8 protein-coding genes are annotated in these 15,699 nt (G+C 73.0%); 4 read left to right on the top strand and 4 right to left on the bottom strand.

Annotation, left to right across the window (positions count from 1 at the left end; genetic code table 11):
• Positions 1-9: 9 nt before the first annotated feature.
• The 3 genes from ACWC5C_RS15105 to ACWC5C_RS15095 are packed head-to-tail and all read right to left on the bottom strand — an operon-like array spanning position 10 to position 3,775.
• Positions 10-2,184: a xanthine dehydrogenase family protein molybdopterin-binding subunit gene (locus tag ACWC5C_RS15105; protein WP_450875830.1), complete on the bottom strand. Its 2,175-nt coding sequence runs from the start codon at positions 2,182-2,184 to the stop codon at positions 10-12.
• Positions 2,181-3,182, bottom strand: coding sequence for an FAD binding domain-containing protein (locus ACWC5C_RS15100; protein ID WP_450875829.1), 1,002 nt, complete (start codon positions 3,180-3,182; stop codon positions 2,181-2,183). Before ACWC5C_RS15100 ends, ACWC5C_RS15105 begins: the two co-directional genes overlap by 4 nt.
• Complete coding sequence (locus tag ACWC5C_RS15095) at positions 3,179-3,775, bottom strand: (2Fe-2S)-binding protein (RefSeq protein ID WP_450875828.1); 597 nt, start codon at positions 3,773-3,775, stop codon at positions 3,179-3,181. Before ACWC5C_RS15095 ends, ACWC5C_RS15100 begins: the two co-directional genes overlap by 4 nt.
• Before the next feature lie 50 nt (positions 3,776-3,825).
• On the opposite strand from ACWC5C_RS15095, the gene ACWC5C_RS15090 reads away from it, so the two are divergent.
• Positions 3,826-4,977 carry an XdhC family protein gene (locus tag ACWC5C_RS15090; RefSeq protein WP_450875827.1) on the top strand — a complete coding sequence of 384 codons (1,152 nt, stop codon included), beginning with the start codon at positions 3,826-3,828 and terminating at the stop codon, positions 4,975-4,977.
• Between the two features lie 78 nt (positions 4,978-5,055).
• On the top strand, positions 5,056-6,399 hold the full coding sequence (locus ACWC5C_RS15085; protein WP_450875826.1) for an MFS transporter: 1,344 nt from the start codon (positions 5,056-5,058) through the stop codon (positions 6,397-6,399).
• Positions 6,400-6,449: 50 nt separating this feature from the next.
• On the opposite strand, the gene gndA is transcribed toward ACWC5C_RS15085, so the two are convergent.
• A complete protein-coding gene (gene gndA, locus ACWC5C_RS15080) occupies positions 6,450-7,904 on the bottom strand; it encodes an NADP-dependent phosphogluconate dehydrogenase (RefSeq protein WP_450875825.1) in 1,455 nt (484 codons plus the stop codon).
• Positions 7,905-8,226: 322 nt separating this feature from the next.
• On the opposite strand from gndA, the gene ACWC5C_RS15075 reads away from it, so the two are divergent.
• The gene (locus ACWC5C_RS15075; RefSeq protein WP_450875824.1) at positions 8,227-9,747 is read left to right on the top strand and encodes an acyltransferase domain-containing protein; all 1,521 of its coding nucleotides are present in this window, start codon (positions 8,227-8,229) and stop codon (positions 9,745-9,747) included.
• Entirely contained in the window at positions 9,747-15,692 is a 5,946-nt protein-coding gene (locus ACWC5C_RS15070) for an SDR family oxidoreductase (protein ID WP_450875823.1), read from the top strand. Before ACWC5C_RS15075 ends, ACWC5C_RS15070 begins: the two co-directional genes overlap by 1 nt.
• The last annotated feature ends 7 nt before the right edge of the window (positions 15,693-15,699 follow it).

Below are 15,699 nucleotides of genomic sequence, written 5' to 3'. Positions count from 1 at the left end.
CGGGCGACCTTACCCGACCGTTTTCCCCTGCTCCGCCGCGCCCGGCCCGCGCTTCCGGGCCTCGGCGTCCGCAGCACGCAGGGCCTCCCGCGAGCGCTCGACGCGGATCGGCAGATCGCGCACCCGCTGCCCGGTCGCATGGTGGAACGCGTTGGTGATCGCCGCCGCCGCGCCCACGATGCCCAGCTCCCCGATGCCCTTGCCGCGCACCGGATTGGGGTTGTCGTCCCGCTCGTCCAGCCAGACCGCCTCCAGCTTCGGGACGTCCGCGTTGGCCGCAACGTGGTAGCCCGCGAAGTCATGGTTGGCGAAGTCGCCGAAGACCGGATCGACCTCGCCGATCTCCAGCAGCGCCATCGACAGACCCATCGTCATGGCGCCCAGGAACTGCGAACGGGCCGTCTTCGGATTGACGATCCGCCCGGCGGCGAACACGCCCAGCATCCGGTCGACCCGGATCTCGCCGGTGTCGGTGTCCACCCGGACCTGTGCGAAGTGGGCGCCGAAGGAGTGGCGGGAGAACGACGCCCGCAGCTCCACGTCCTCGGTGGTGTCCGCCCGCACCTCCAGGCCCCCGTCCGGCACGGCGCCCCCGTACGTGTCCAGCTCCGCCAGCAGCGCACGGCACGCCTTGTCCACCGCCCAGCCCCAGGAGGCCGTCCCCAGCGAGCCGCCCGCGAACGGCGCCGGGCCGAGCGAGGCGCGCCCGATCTCCAGCCGCAGCCGCTCGATCGGCACACCGAGGGCGTCCGTCGCCAGCTGGGTCAGCGCGGTGCGCCCGCCGGTCCCGATGTCCACGGCGCCGATCCGTACCGTGAACGTCCCGTCGGCCTCGGCACGCGCCGTCGCCGACGAGGGGAACACATAGTCCGGGTGGTGCGCGGAGGCGACACCGGTGCCCACCAGCCAGCGCCCCTCGCGCCGGATGCCGGGCTTCGGGTCGCGCAGCGCCCAGTCGAAGCGCGCGGCGCCTTCCCGCAGACACGCCACCAGCCCGCGGCTGCTGAAGGCCTTGCCGCTGTCGGGGTCGACTCCGGTGTCATTGCGGATCCGCAGCTCGACGGGGTCGATCTCCAGCTCGGTGGCCAGCTCGTCCATGGCCGACTCCAGCGCGAACATGCCCGGCGTGTGGCCGGGCGCGCGGAACCACGCCGGGGTCAGCACATCGAGCGGCGCCGTCTTCACCGTCGTACGGATGTTGGGCGCCGCGTACATCACCCGCGTCGACGCCCCCGTCTGGTCCGCGAACTCGGCCATCGCGGAGCGCTGCTGCACCACCTCGTGGTCGATCGCGGTCAGCCGCCCGTCGCGCCCGGCGCCGAGCCGGATCCGCTGGATGGTGGGGGCCCGGTACGGGATCAGCTGGAACATCTGCTGCCGGGTCAGCGCGATTTTCACCGGTCGGCCCAGGTGTTTCGCGGCGAGCGCCGCCAACACGGTGGGGGAGCGCGGAATGCCCTTGGAGCCGAAGCCGCCGCCGATGTACTCCGCGATGACCTCCACCGCGCCCTCGTCGAGCCCGAACACCGCCGCCAGCAGCTGGGAGGACATGAACGGGCCCTGGTCGGAGTTGTACAGCGTCAGCCGGTCCTCGTCCCAGGCGGCGATGGTGGCGTGCGGCTCCATCGGGCTGGTGTGCTCGACGGGGGTGGTGTACATGGCCTCGGTCCGCACCGGAGCGGCCGCCAGCGCGCCCTCGGTGTCCCCGTGTTCGACGAACCCGGGGCTGCCGTCGGTCACCGTCTCGGCGACCTTGGCCCGCTCGTCGTCGAAGCGCAGCACCACATCGTGCGGCTCCCGCTCATAGCTCACCCGCACCGCCGCCGCGCCCTCGCGCGCCGCCTCCAGCGACGTGGCCACCACCGCGGCCACGATCTGGCCGTGGTGCGCCACCTCGGGGGACTGGAGTACGAACAGATCGGGGCTCGCCGGTGCCTCCGTGTTCAGCCGCGGCGCGTTGCCCGAGTCCAGCACCGCCAGCACACCGGGCCGGGCCAGCGCCGGGGCGCCGTCGACCTCCGTCACCCGGCCACGGGCGATGGTGGCCTGCACCGGCCAGACATAGCCGACGTCCGGCGTCGGGAACTCATACGCGTAGGTCGCCGCGCCGGTCACCTTGTCGAGGCCGTCGACGCGGGTCATCGGCGTGCCGACGGTCGGCCGGGTGGTGGTGGCGGTGGTCATGCGCGGTCCTTCCTCACGACGAGATCGCGGATGACCGCGACGATGAGATCGGTGGCCAGGTCCACCTTGAACGCGTTGTCCGGCAGCGGGCGCGCGTGCGCCAGTTCGGCGCGCGCCGCATCCCGCAGCGTCTCCTCGTCCGGCCGATGGCCGCGCAGCCGCTCCTCGGCGGCCCCGGCGCGCCACGGGCGCGGCGCCACTCCGCCGAGCGCGATCCGTACGTCCGCGAGCGTGCCGTCGTCCGCGACCGACACCGAGGCCGCCACGCTCACCAGCGCGAACGCGTACGACCAGCGGTCGCGCACCTTGCGGTACCGCATGGCCGCGCCGACCGGCGGCGCGGGCAGCTCGACGGCGGTGATGAGGTCACCGTGGCCGAGCACGGTCTCCTGGTGCGGAGTGTCGCCGGGCAGCCGGTACAGCTCGGCCACCGGGACGGTGCGCGTCGCGCCGTCCACCGACCGCAGATGCGCCACCGCGTCCAGCGCGACGAGCGCCACCGCCATGTCGGAGGGGTGAGACGCCACGCAGTGGTCGGAGGTGCCCAGCACGGCCAGATCGCGGTGCGCGCCCCCGATGGCCGGACAACCCGACCCCGGCTCACGCTTGTTGCAGGGCTTGGACACGTCCTGGAAGTACACACATCGGGTGCGCTGCAGCAGATTGCCGCCCACCGTGGCCACCGTGCGCAGCTGCCCGGACGCGCCCGCCAGCAGCGCCTGCGCCAGCAGCGGGAAGCGCTCCCGGACACCCGGGTCGCCCGCCAGAGCGCCGTTGCGCACGGTGGCGCCGATCAGCACCGAACCGTCGTCGCGGTGCTCGATCCGGTCGTACGGCAGCCGGGACACGTCGATGAGCAGCCCCGGGTCCGTCACCCCGAGCTTCATCAGGTCCACCAGGTTGGTCCCGCCGCCCAGATACGTGGCGTCGGGCCGCTCGGCCATCAGCGCGGAGGCCTCGGCCGCGTCGCCCGCGCGGGCGTAGGCGAACTCCTTCACCGCACACCTCCGGCGGTGCTCGCGGACCGGGTGTCCTCGGCGCCCTCGGCACCGGCCGCCTCCATGACGGCGTCCACGATCCCGCCGTAGGCGCCGCAGCGGCACAGGTTGCCGCTCATGCGCTCGCGCACCTCCGACTCGTCCAGCTCCGCCGCGCCCGGCACACCGGCCGCGGTGTCCTCGGTGACATGGCTCGGCCAGCCGCGCCGCGCCTCGCCGAGCGCACCGATCGCCGAACAGATCTGGCCCGGGGTGCAGTAGCCGCACTGGAGGCCGTCATGGTCGAGGAACGCCTGCTGCACCGGGTGCAGCCCCTCGGCGTCCGCCAGCTCCGCCACGCCCTCGATCGAGACGATCTCCCGCCCCTCGGCCGCCACCGCGAACATCAGGCAGCTGTTCACCCGCTCGCCGTCCATCAGCACCGTGCAGGCGCCGCATTGCCCGTGGTCACAGCCCTTCTTGGTGCCCGTGAGGCCAACCCGCTCGCGCAGCACATCGAGCAGCGTCGTCCGGTTGTCGATGGTCAGGGGGTGGGTCGTGCCATTGATCCGCAAGCGGATGTCGCTACTCGGAGAGCGATGTGAGAGGCTCATACATTGAATGTATCAACCTCTTACATTCGTGGCGAGGGGAATGGAGTTCCATGCGAGACGTCGAAGCGGAGATGCACCGATGGTGGCGCGACGGTCAGCCCTTCGCCCGGGCCACGGTCGTCGCCACCTGGCACTCCTCACCGCTGCCACCGGGCACGAGCATGCTGGTCGGGCCGGACGGCTCGGCCGTCGGCAGCGTCTCCGGAGGCTGTGTCGAGGGCGCGGTCTACGAACTGGCCCAGGAGGTCACCGAAAGCGGCACCCCGGTCCTGGAGCGCTACGGGGTCAGCGATGACGAGGCGTTCGCGGTCGGCCTGACCTGCGGGGGAGTCATCGATGTGTTCGTCGAGCGCGTCGACCGCGCCGCCTTCCCCGAATACGACGACGTGGCCACGGCGGTGCGCGCGGGCGAACCGGTGGCCGAGGTCATCTGCGTGGCGGTCGACGGCCCCGACCCGGAACGACGGCTCGGCCGACGGCTGGTGGTCCGGCCGGACTCCGCCACCGGCTCCCTCGGCTCGGAGCGGCTGGACGCGGCGGTCGCCGAGGGCGCGCGCGGACTGCTGGCCGGTGGGCGCACCGGCACCCTGCGCTACGGCTACGACGGCACCCGCACCGACGAGGAACTGACCCTGTTCGTGTCGGTGCACGCCACACCGCCCCGGATGCTGGTCTTCGGCGCCGTGGACTTCGCGGCGGCCATGGCCCGTATCGGCACGTACCTCGGCTACCACGTCACCGTCTGCGACGCGCGGCCCGTCTTCGCCACCAAGCGCCGCTTCCCCGAGGCCCACGAGGTGGTGGCCGACTGGCCGCACCGCTATCTGCGCACCGAGGCCGAGGCGGGCCGGGTGGACGAGCGGACCGTGGTCTGCGTCCTCACCCACGACCCCAAGTTCGACGTGCCGCTGCTGGAGGAGGCGCTGGGGCTGCCGCTCGCGTACGTCGGCGCCATGGGCTCCCGCCGCACCCACGAGGACCGGCTGCGCAGACTGCGCGACACCGGTATCGACGAGAACCGGCTGGCCCGGCTCGCCTCCCCGATCGGCCTGGACCTCGGCGCCCGCACCCCCGAGGAGACCGCGGTCAGCATCGCCGCCGAGATCATCGCCGACCGCTGGGACGGCAGCGGTGCCCGGCTGACCTCGCTCACCGGCCGTATCCACCGGCCCGACGCGGTGCGCCCGGCGGCCGAAGGCTGAGACGGGACCCCGGTCCCGGCCGCCGACCGCCATCATGGTCCCCGACCGAAGCGGGCACAGGAGGGGACCACAACAGCCGTGGAGACCGCGCGCAACACCGACGACGACGCCGGTGAACCACGTCAGGACGACCAGACCGCCGCTCCGGTTGGCGGTACGGACGCACCGCCGAAGACCGGCTGGCGCCGCTGGGTCATGGACACCCGGCCGCTGCGCCACCGCCCGTTCCGCCGACTGTGGACATCCACCACGGTCACCGCCGTGGGCAGCCAGCTGACCGCCGTCGCCGTGCCCAAGCAGATCTACGACATCACCGGGTCCTCGGCCTGGGTCGGCTACGCGAGCTTCGCGGGACTCCTGCCGCTCGTGGTGTTCGCGCTGTGGGGCGGTGTGGTGGCCGACCGGATGGACCGGCGCACCCTGATGCTGGTCACCAACGCGGGCATCGCCGTCACCTCGGTGCTGTTCTGGGCGCAGGCCTTCGCCGGTCTCGACTCGGTGCCGCTGCTGATCGTGCTGCTCGCCGCCCAGCAGGCGTTCTTCGGCATGAACTCCCCGGCCCGCAACGCCTCCGTCGCCCGGCTCGTCCCCGCCCATGAGCTGCCCGCCGCGGGCGCCCTGCAGTCCACCGTCGCCCAGACCGGCATGATCGTCGGCCCGCTGCTGGCGGGCGCGCTGATACCCGTCGTCGGCCTGCCCGCCCTCTATCTGGCCGACGCCATCGCGCTCTGCGTCACCCTGTGGGCCGTTTGGCGGCTTCCCGCGCTGCCGCCCCTGCCGTCGTCGGAGGACGGCGCGGGTGGCAGGAAACGGGCCGGATGGCGGGACGTGACCGACGGCTTCCGCTACATCACCGCCCACCGCGTGCTGCTGCTGTCCTTCCTCGCGGACATCATCGCCATGGTCTTCGGCATGCCGCGGGCGCTGTTCCCGCAGCTCGCCTCGCACACCTACGCGCCCTGGGGCGAGGGCTTCGCGCTCGGCCTGCTCTTCGCCGCGATCCCGCTCGGCGCGGTGGCCGGAGGGCTGCTGTCGGGCACCTTCTCGCGGGCCCGCCGCCACGGCCTCATGGTCATCGTGGCGGTGGTGGCCTGGTCCGTGGCCATCTGCGGCGTCGGCCTCAGCTCCAGCCTGTGGTGGGCCGCCGCGTTCCTCGCCGCCGCGGGCGTGGCCGACATGGTGTCCATGGTGTTCCGTGGCGCGATCCTCCAGTCCGCGGCCACCGACGACATGCGCGGCCGGATGCAGGGCGTGTTCACGGTGGTGGTGGCGGGCGGCCCGCGCGTCGCCGACCTGCTGCACGGCACGGCGGGCTCGCTCCTCGGGCCCCGCACGGCGGTCGCCGCGGGCGGAGTGCTGGTCGCCGTGCTGATGCTCGGCCTCGCCGTCGCGGTGCCCGACTTCCGGCGCTACACGGCCTGACGGCCGCCCGTGCGCGCACCCGCATGCGGGCGCGCGCACGGGCCCTGGCCTCAGGCTTCGCGCTCGCTGCGGTCCTGGCCCCAGTAGGTGTGGAACGAGCCGTCGCGGTCGGTGCGCCGGTAGGTGTGCGCGCCGAAGAAGTCCCGCTGCCCCTGCACCAGCGCCGCGGGCAGCCGCTCCGAGCGCAGCGCGTCGTAGTACGCCAGCGCCGCCGAGAAACCGGGCGCGGGCACGCCCAGCTCGACGGAGGTGGCCACCACTCGCCGCCAGGCGTTCTGCGCCTCGCCGAGCGCCTGCGCGAAGTAGTCGTCGGTCAGCAGCGTGACCGGCTTCTGCTCCTTGCCGTACGCCTCGGTGATCCGGTTCAGGAAGCGGGCCCGGATGATGCAGCCGCCACGCCAGATCCGGGCCACCGCGCCGGGGTCGATGTCCCAGCCGTACTCCTGGCTGCCCGCCTCGATCTGGTGGATGCCCTGCGCGTACGCCACGATCTTCGACGCGTACAGCGCCTGCTCGACCTCGTCGGCGAACCGCTCCGCCGCCTCGCCCGTGAGCTGTTCGGCGACGGGCCCGGGCAGCCCCTGCCCGGCGTCCCGTACATCGGCGTGGCCCGACAGCGAGCGGGCGAACACCGCCTCGGCGATGCCGCTCACCGGAACGCCCAGGTCCAGCGCGGTCTGCACGGTCCAGCGGCCGGTGCCCTTCTGCTCGGCCTGGTCCAGCACCACGTCCACGAACGGCTTGCCGGTCGCGGCGTCGGTGTGCGCCAGCACCTCGGCGGTGATCTCGATCAGGTACGACTCCAGGCGGCCGCCGTTCCAGGTGCGGAACACCTCGGCGATCTCGCCCGGCGTGAGCCCCAGCGCGCGCCGCAGCAGGTCGTACGACTCGGCGATGAGCTGCATGTCCGCGTACTCGATGCCGTTGTGCACCATCTTGACGAAGTGGCCGGCGCCGTCCGGGCCGATGTGGGTGCAGCACGGGGTGCCGTCCACCTTGGCGGAGATGCTCTCCAGCAGCGGGCCGAGGGACTTGTAGGATTCCACCGATCCGCCGGGCATGATGCTGGGCCCGTTGAGCGCGCCCTCCTCGCCACCGGAGATGCCGGTGCCGACGAAGTGCAGCCCGCGCTCGCGCAGCGCCGCCTCCCGCCGCCGGGTGTCCTCGAAGTGTGCGTTGCCCCCGTCGATGATCACGTCGCCCTCTTCGAGGAGGGGTGCGAACTCCTCGATGACGGCGTCGGTGGGCGCCCCGGCCTTGACCATGATGACGAGCCGCCGCGGCCGCTGCAGGGCGGCGACGAACTCGGCGGCGGTCTCGGCCGCGACAAAGCTCCCCTCGTGGCCGTGCTCCTCGATCAGCGCCTTGGTCTTGGCGGACGAGCGGTTATGCACGGCGACGGTGTGCCCGTGGCGGGCGAAGTTGCGGGCGAGATTGCTGCCCATGACGGCGAGCCCGGTGACGCCGATCTGGGCGGTGGGCTGGGTGGAGGACGGGCTGGGCATACGGTGTTCCACTCCTGTCACGCGCATCGAAAACTTGTGCGAGGCAGCAACGACGAGAGGGTGCGGATCTTCCCTCTCGATCAGCCGGGTATCGCCTGGTCATAGTTGCACGATGTCCTCGACGCCGGGATGTGTGTCCGAAGAATGCGCACCGAGGGTGTCGCCCTCCGCCGCTCGGGCGGTGTGCCGGGTTGTCGGGTATCCACAAGGTGGACCACAGGTGTCGACCGCCGACCGGCAGTTTTCCGTTAGCCCGCTGTTAGCCGCTTCGGTGAGAGTTCATCATCGCCAGGAGGCGGGACGGAGATTGAGGGTGAGGCACGTGGATTCTGTCATTGTCATGCCCGGTACGGTGGCTGCTCCCCGCGGGGGCGTTCTGTACGACTTCCACAACCGTTACGAGACCGTACGTGAAGCGCTGTCCCGCATCGACAAGGCAGCTCGGGAAATGGGACTCCCCGACATCAGCACCCGGCTGATCGAGCACAACGACATCAGCGACCGGCGCGGCCCCGAGGTGCAGTACCTGGAGATATTCGCCGTCAGCATCGCGACGCACCACATGCTGATCGCCGAAGGTGTCCGGCCCGTCGCGATCGTCGGGCAGAGCATCGGGGAGCTGTGGGCCCTGGCCGCCGCGGGACATCTGTCCGTGGAGGACGCCGCGCGCCTGGCCGTGGCCCGGTCCCAGGTGCTGACCCGGCAGAGCTGGGACGGAAAGATGCTCGCGGTCGGCGTGGACGGCGGCCGGGCGGAGTCGCTCGCCGGGCTGATCAACCATCCCCACCTGGTGGTGGCCTGCGAGAACGCCCCTCGGCAGAGCGTCATCAGCGGCCCCGAGCCGTTGATCGAGCACGTGGAGCGGGTGGCCGACGCGCTCGGCTGGCCGAGCCTCCGCCTGGAGGTCCCGCATCCGACCCACACCCCGGCGATGGCGCAGGCCGCGCGGGACCTGCGGGCGACCGCGCCACGGATTCCGTACGGCGCCGGGCGCTGGCGGGTGTGCTCCCCCTGGCTGGGACGGGACGTCGGCGACGACGACCCGGTCGACCTGGTCGCCGGTGCGCTCACCGCCCGGGTCCGGATGCTGCACACGCTGCGTGAGCTGCACGCGGCGGGTGCCGATGCCTTCGTGGAGTGCGGCGAGTGGCCCGTCGTCACCAAGTTCGTGGAGGCGTCGCTCCCGGGTGTGCAGTGTGTCGTCCCGCTGAGCGAGAGTGACCCGGCCGAAGCCGTCCGGGCACTGGTCGCCGATTCCACCGACGGCGGCCCCGGCCCGTTCCGCTCGCGCCTGCCCGCGCCGTCGAGCAATGGCAACGGCAACGGACACGGTCCTGCGGCGGTGCAGGTGAGCGCGCCCACGGCGCCCGTGTCCTACGTGGCACCCGTCGCCGCCCCGGCTCCGGTTGCTCCGGCTGTCCCGGCTGTCCCAGCGGCTCCGGTCGCCCCGGCTGCTCCGGTTGTCCCGGTTGCCCCCGCGGCTCCGGCTGCCCCGGTCGCCGTCGCGCCGGTCGCGGTCGCCCCGGCTGCCGTCGCGTCGGTCGCCGTCGCGCCGCCGGTCAGCTCGCCGGTGTCCGCCGGGCTGGACTACGAAACCGTGCTGGCCGACTTGCGCACGCTCTACGGCGACTTCCTGGGCTACCCGCCGGACCTGCTCGGTGAGGACGACGGTCTGGAGTCCGAGCTGGGGGTGGAATCACTCAAGCAAGTCGCCCTGCTCGGGCGGGTATCCGACCGATTCGGTCTGCCCAACCTGCGGACGAACTCCTCCCTGCTGACCGTCGGCACGCTGCGCCGGATCGCGGAAACCGTCGTACAGGCCCGGGCGGAGGCTGCCAGCTGATGACCTCGACGGACGACCTGCGGGGCCGGGTCGCACTCGTGACGGGGGCCGCGAAGAGCCTGGGCGCGGACATCGTCCGCCGCCTGGCGCAGCGCGGCGCCCACGTGATCGTCAACTACTTCCACTCCGACGAGCAGGCGAAGCTGCTGCGGGCGGAGCTGGAAGAGGCCGGTCACAGCTGCGAGTTCATCCGCGCCTCGGTGGCCAAGACCAGCGAGATCGACCGGATGTTCGATCTGGTCCAGGAGCGGCACGGCGGCCTGGACATCCTGATCAACAACGCCGCGGGCGGGGCGTTCCTGCCCCTGTTCGACATCGACGACACCTACTGGCAGCGGGCGTGGTCCACCAATGTGATGGCGGCCTACCACTGTTCGCGCCGGGCGGCCGAGCTGATGGCGGGACGCGAGGGCGCGAGCATCCTCTGCCTGTCCAGCGTCGGGGCACACCAGCCGGTCCCGGGTTACGGCCCCGGCGGTGTCACCAAGGCGGCCCTGGAGTCGCTGGTCCGCTATCTGGCGCTCGAACTGGTCGACCAGGGCATCCGGGTCAACACCGTGCTGCTGGGCTCCGTCGCCAGCGAGATCGTCGTCAATCTCGACGACCCGGCGGCGGCGCTCGGCGACCCGGCCCAGACCAGCGACCTGATGCGTCGCACCCTCTCGACGCCGCAGGCGGCCAAGCTGATCGTCCACCTCCTGCACGAGGACACCGGCTTCATCACCGGGCAGACCATCGTGGCGGACGGCGGCATCAGCATCGGCGGGATGCAGGGCCTGCGGCTGCACAGCAGGCTGGCCGACCAGGTGAGTACGCCCGCCCGGCAGCAACCGGTCCCGTCGGCGGCCGTGACGACGCCACCCGAGGCGGCCCGGCCCGCACCGGAACAACCGGCGGTCACCCCGGCGCCAGCACCAGCGCCCGTGGCGGCACCAGCGCCCGAGACGGCGCCCGATACGGCGCCCGAGACGGACCCCGGAGCCGTCGCGGTGGTCGGCCTCGGCGTGGCGCTGCCCGGCGCCAACAACACGGCGGAGTTCTGGGACCGGCTGCGCGAAGGCGTCCTGATCTCCAGCGAGCCGTCCGCCTTCGACCTGAAGCACTTCTGGGCGCCCACCCGGGAGGACACCGACGCCTTCTACGTGCGCGAGGCCGGGTACGTCCAGACCTTCGTCCCCGACCCCGCCTCGATCACCGAACCGGACGGGAACGTCGGCCACCCCGGGTGGCCACGCACCAATAACTGGTTACGGCACTGCACCGTCCAGGCCCTGGCCGGGGTGCACCAGCGCCCCACCGACCGGTGGCTCGCCGCGACCACGGGCATCCACGACCAGACGGGGCTCGGGCCCCAGGGGGTCGTACTGGGCGACGAGTACCGGCGCATGGTGCGCGAGGCGCTCCCCGCCGACCGGGACGGTGACTGGTTGGCCGAGCTGGCCGACCACGCGATCAGCGCGCAGTACGGTGGCGACGGCGGCGATCCGCAGGCCTACCTGCCGGCGTCCGTCTCCCGCAACGCGCTGCGCGGGCTGGTCCCCGCCGACGCGCAGCACCTGACCCTCGACGCGGCCTGCGCCAGCGGGTTGTTCGCCCTGGACGCGGCGGTCAAGGCGCTGCGCGAGGGCTCCGTCGACGTGGCGCTGGCCGGTGGCACCTCGGTGATCGAGCCGATCGGGTTCACGCTCTTCTGCCGGGCCCAGGGCATCTCGTTGAGCGGAAAGATACGCCCCTTCGACCAGGCGGCCGACGGAACCCTCATCGGTGAGGGCGCCGTCATGATCGCCTTGAAGTCGTACGAGCGGGCCGTGGCCGACGGCGACCGGGTGCTCGGTGTCATCCGGGGCACCGGTCTCGCTGCCGACGGCCGGGGCAAGGGCATCCACGCTCCGGCCACGCGCGGGCAGGAGCTGGCGATCGCCCGCGCCTGGGCCGACGCGGGTGTCGAGGCCGACGACGTGGACTGGGTCGTGGCCCACGGCACCGGCACACCGGTGGGCGACGAGATCGAACTGCGCTCGCTGCTCTCCAAGTTGGGGCCGCGTGAGCGGGCGTGCCTGCTGACGTCGAACAAGCAGGTCTTCGGGCACACCGGGGTACTGGCGGGCCTGGTCTCGGTCGCCCACGCGCTGGTCGCCCTCGACCGTGGAGCGGTCCCCGGACAGCCCGTGGTCACCGACCCGCACCCGCTGCTGGGTGACGGCACGCGGCTGACCGTACCGGTCAAGGACGCGCCCTGGCCGACGGACGACGCACGACCGCGCGTGGTCGGGGTGTCGTCGTTCGGCCTCGGCGGAGCGGACGCGCACGTGGTCCTGTCCGACCGCGTACCGCAGGCCGCCCCCGCGCAGCGGCAGGGCGGTGGCGCGCCCGCCGATACGGAGGACCTGGTCGTCGTGGGCTGGAACACCCACCTGCCCGGCCTGGACGCCGCCCAGGTGCCCGCCTGGCTGGGCGGTGACGGCCCGCTCCCGGAGGCCGACTTCGGTACGCCGTACCCGCTGCCGTCTCCGCGCGAGGTGCGCATCCCGCCGCTGACGATGCGGCACATGGACGCCGCCCACCTGATGATGCTCCAGGCCCTCGGCCCGCTGCTGGACCAGCTCGGCGAGCCGGGCACCAGCCTGCGGCCCACCACGGCGGTGGTGGTCGGATCGACGCTGCCGACCACGCACAACACCCGGGCCGCGCTGCGGGTGCACGCCCGCGAGTGCGCCACCGCGTTCGACATCCTGCCCGACCCGGCGCAGGCGCGGACGCTGAGGGAGTACCTCACGAAGGGGATGGCGGAGGCGGCGGGGGTGATCCCCGGCGATCTGAACGAGGACGACTTCACCGGGGCCGTCTCCTGCATCCTCTCGGGCCGGGCCGCCAACTACTACGACTTCCGGGGCCTTGGCACCAGCGTCTACGCCCACCGGGACTCCGCGCACTCCGCGGTCGACCTGGCGCTGCGCCAGCTCCGCCACCGGGCCTGCGACCTCGCCCTCGTCGGCGCGGTGTGTCTGCGGCCGATCAGCGGCTGGGACCGCCACCTCGCCGGTCTGGTGCCGGAGGGCCGGTCCATCGCGGAAGGTGCCGCCGTCCTGGCGGTCACCCGGCGCTCCACCGCGCTGGAGCACAACCTGCCCGTCCTGGGCACGCTCTCCACCGAGATCGACGGCACCGGTCTGCGGCACCCGGCCACGCCCGCGCACTCCCTTCCCGTGCTGGCCGGTGCCGGACACACCTATTTGTCGCTGGACGCGCTGCTGACGGTCGTCAAGGGCGTTGTCACGGGCACGGACACCGTCGTGGCGCCCGCCGCCGCCGGATCGCCGCTCATCCAGTTCACCCGGCCGGGCGGCCCGCGTCACCCCGGCCCGGCGGAGGAAGCCGTACGCACCGAACCGACGCCCGCCGTGCCGGAACACGGCGAGGACTTCACCGGCCGCCGCCAGACCTTCCACCTCGTCCCGACGGACCCGCCGCAGGGAGATCCGGCCACACCGCCGATCCCGGCGGGCACCATCGTCATCACCGACGCCCCGGATCTCGCCGCCGCGGTCACCGGACCGGACATCGCCATCTGGTCGCCGCGGCCCGGCCTCGACGGCGCCATCCATGTGCCGCCCGAAGCGGCGCCCGGCGCCCTGACCGGTCTGCCGTTCATCCCGCGCCACATCCGGGTCCTCTCCCGGTTGCCTGCCCCCGGCGATGGCGGCGACGAGGCCGAGGCCACCCGGCTGGAAGACCTCCAGGACCTCACGTTCACCACACTCCAGGCGGCGTTGCCCGCGCTGCGCACCGGCGGCTCGCTCAGCGCGCTCCTGCTCGGCGCGGTGCCGGACGACCTGCCACCCCCGATGAGCGGGCTGTTCACCGGCCTCGTCCGCTCCGTACGGGCCGAGGTCCCGCAGTGCGGCGGGGTGACCCTGCTCAGCGACGCACCGGACGCCGCGACCGCCCTCGACCAGCTGGCACGGGCGGGCACCGCCCGGGTGCCGACGCACACGCTGGCCTGCCGAGGGGACGGCTGGTTCGCCCTGGCCGTCGCCGACGACCACGCGCCACCGCCCCCGGCGGGCGAGGCCTCGCTGCCGCCCGGCGCGGTCGTGGTGGCCTTCGGCGGCGCCCGGGGGATCACCCCCGAACTCCTCCACGCGATCGCCCGCACCAGCGACCGGCCCCATGTGTACGTCATCGGCCGCACCCCGCTGCCGGAAGCCGACGACACGCTGCCGCCACAGGCCGAGTTCATCGCCGCCGAACGCCGCGAACGCCCCGACGCGTCGGTGGGCGAGCTGCGCGCCCTCTACGAGAAGGCCCAGGCGCGCCGGGAAGTACGCGCCACCGTGCGGCGGCTGGCGGAAGTGTGCGGCCCGGACCGGGTCCACCACCGGGTGTGCGACGTCCTCGACGCCGAGCGCACCGCCGCCGTCCTCGGCGAGGTCATCGACCGGCACGGACAGATCGACGTGCTCATCAACACCGTCCTCGACCTGCGGTCACGGGCGCTGCACGCCAAGACCCTGACCGACTTCCGGGCGGTCCGGGCCACCAAGGCCACCGGCTACCGCAACCTCAAACGGGCCCTGGCCGGGCGCCCGCCCCGGATCTGGTGCAACTTCAGCACCCTGGCGACGCTCGCTCCCGCGCCCGGTGACATCGACTACTGCGCCGTCAACGAATACCTCGCGTACGCGAGCGCCTGGGCACAGCGGCACGGCCCGGACGGCCACCAGGAAGTCGCGGTCCTGTGGAGCGGCTGGCGGGAGGTCGGCGTCGCCAGCAGCGTCACCATGCGGGAAACCCTCAAGCGCAACCAGATGGACGCGTACATCAGCACCGCGCAAGGGTGCGCGCAGTTCCTCTCCGTCCTGACCCGGCCACCGGCGAGCGGGGTGGCGTTCTTCATCCGCGAGGAGGAACGCGTCCTGCTGGCCCGGCGCGGGATCAGCACGTACGGCTCCGCCTCCGGCGAGCTGCGGATCCCCGCCCCGGACGCGCCACCGCCCGCCCCGCCGGATCCGGCGCTGACCACGCCGCTGCTCGACGGTGTCCTCCACCGTGGTGAGAGCTGGGCCGTCTTCACCAAGACCTGGGATCCGAGCACCCTGGCCGAGCAGGACGGGCGGTGGATGCGCCACCACCGGGTCAACGGCGAGTACATGCTGCCCGGCACCTTCACCCTGGAGGCGGCGGCCGGAGCGGCCGCCGCCCTCTGCCCCGGCCTCGTGGTCACCGGGTTCCGTGGTCTGGTCTGCCGGGCGTCGATCACGGTCAGGCTCGCCGGGCCGCCGCGCACCGTCGCGGTGGAAGCCCGGGTCACGAGCCGGACAGGCGATCGCGCCGAGGTGGCGGTCCGGATGACGGCACACCGGATCGGCAAGAACGGCAAGGTGCTGCGCTTCAACGACCTGCTGTGCGAGACGACGGTCGTGCTGGCGGACTGCTTCCCCGCGCTCGCCGGACCCCCCGACTGCTCGTCCTACGCACCCGAACCCGACTTCGCGATGCCGGTCTACTCTCCCGACCCGCCGATCTCGCTCACCGGCCCGTTCGCCGGGACCAGCGACTACGCCCGTGGACCGGACGGGAACAGCGCCAGGTTCGGTCTGGACCACGAGGCCTGGGCTCCGGCCCTGGCCGGGATGACCGTACCGGCGATCCTGCTGGACGCCATGGTGCACTTGCTGTTGCTGCCACCGCCCGGCGACCACCCGCCCCTGGTCGGCCCGATGGCCGGTCTCGACGAGGTCGACCTCGGCGGGCCGGGCGACGACTGCCGGATCAGCGCGGAGAACCCGGACATCCGGCTGCACTGCGAGTTCGCCACCGGAGCCCTCACCGCGGTGTCCGGCGACGGCCGGGTGCTGGCCCGGATCAGCGGGGTCAGCGCACACGCCCTGGACCACAGCGGAGAACTGGTCCGGCCCCACGCTCCCCAGCCCCCCGTTTCGTGACAGCCGA

Source organism: Streptomyces sp. NPDC001700 (genome assembly GCF_053596435.1).
This window is presented reverse-complemented; position numbering and strand designations above follow the sequence as displayed.

Coding starts and splice junctions, on each gene's coding strand:
- gndA (WP_450875825.1), bottom strand. CDS start 7,904: ATGCCCAGCCCGTCCTCCACCCAGCCCACCGCCCAGATCGGCGTCACC.
- ACWC5C_RS15105 (WP_450875830.1), bottom strand. CDS start 2,184: ATGACCACCGCCACCACCACCCGGCCGACCGTCGGCACGCCGATGACC.
- ACWC5C_RS15095 (WP_450875828.1), bottom strand. CDS start 3,775: ATGAGCCTCTCACATCGCTCTCCGAGTAGCGACATCCGCTTGCGGATC.
- ACWC5C_RS15070 (WP_450875823.1), top strand. CDS start 9,747: ATGACCTCGACGGACGACCTGCGGGGCCGGGTCGCACTCGTGACGGGG.
- ACWC5C_RS15090 (WP_450875827.1), top strand. CDS start 3,826: ATGCGAGACGTCGAAGCGGAGATGCACCGATGGTGGCGCGACGGTCAG.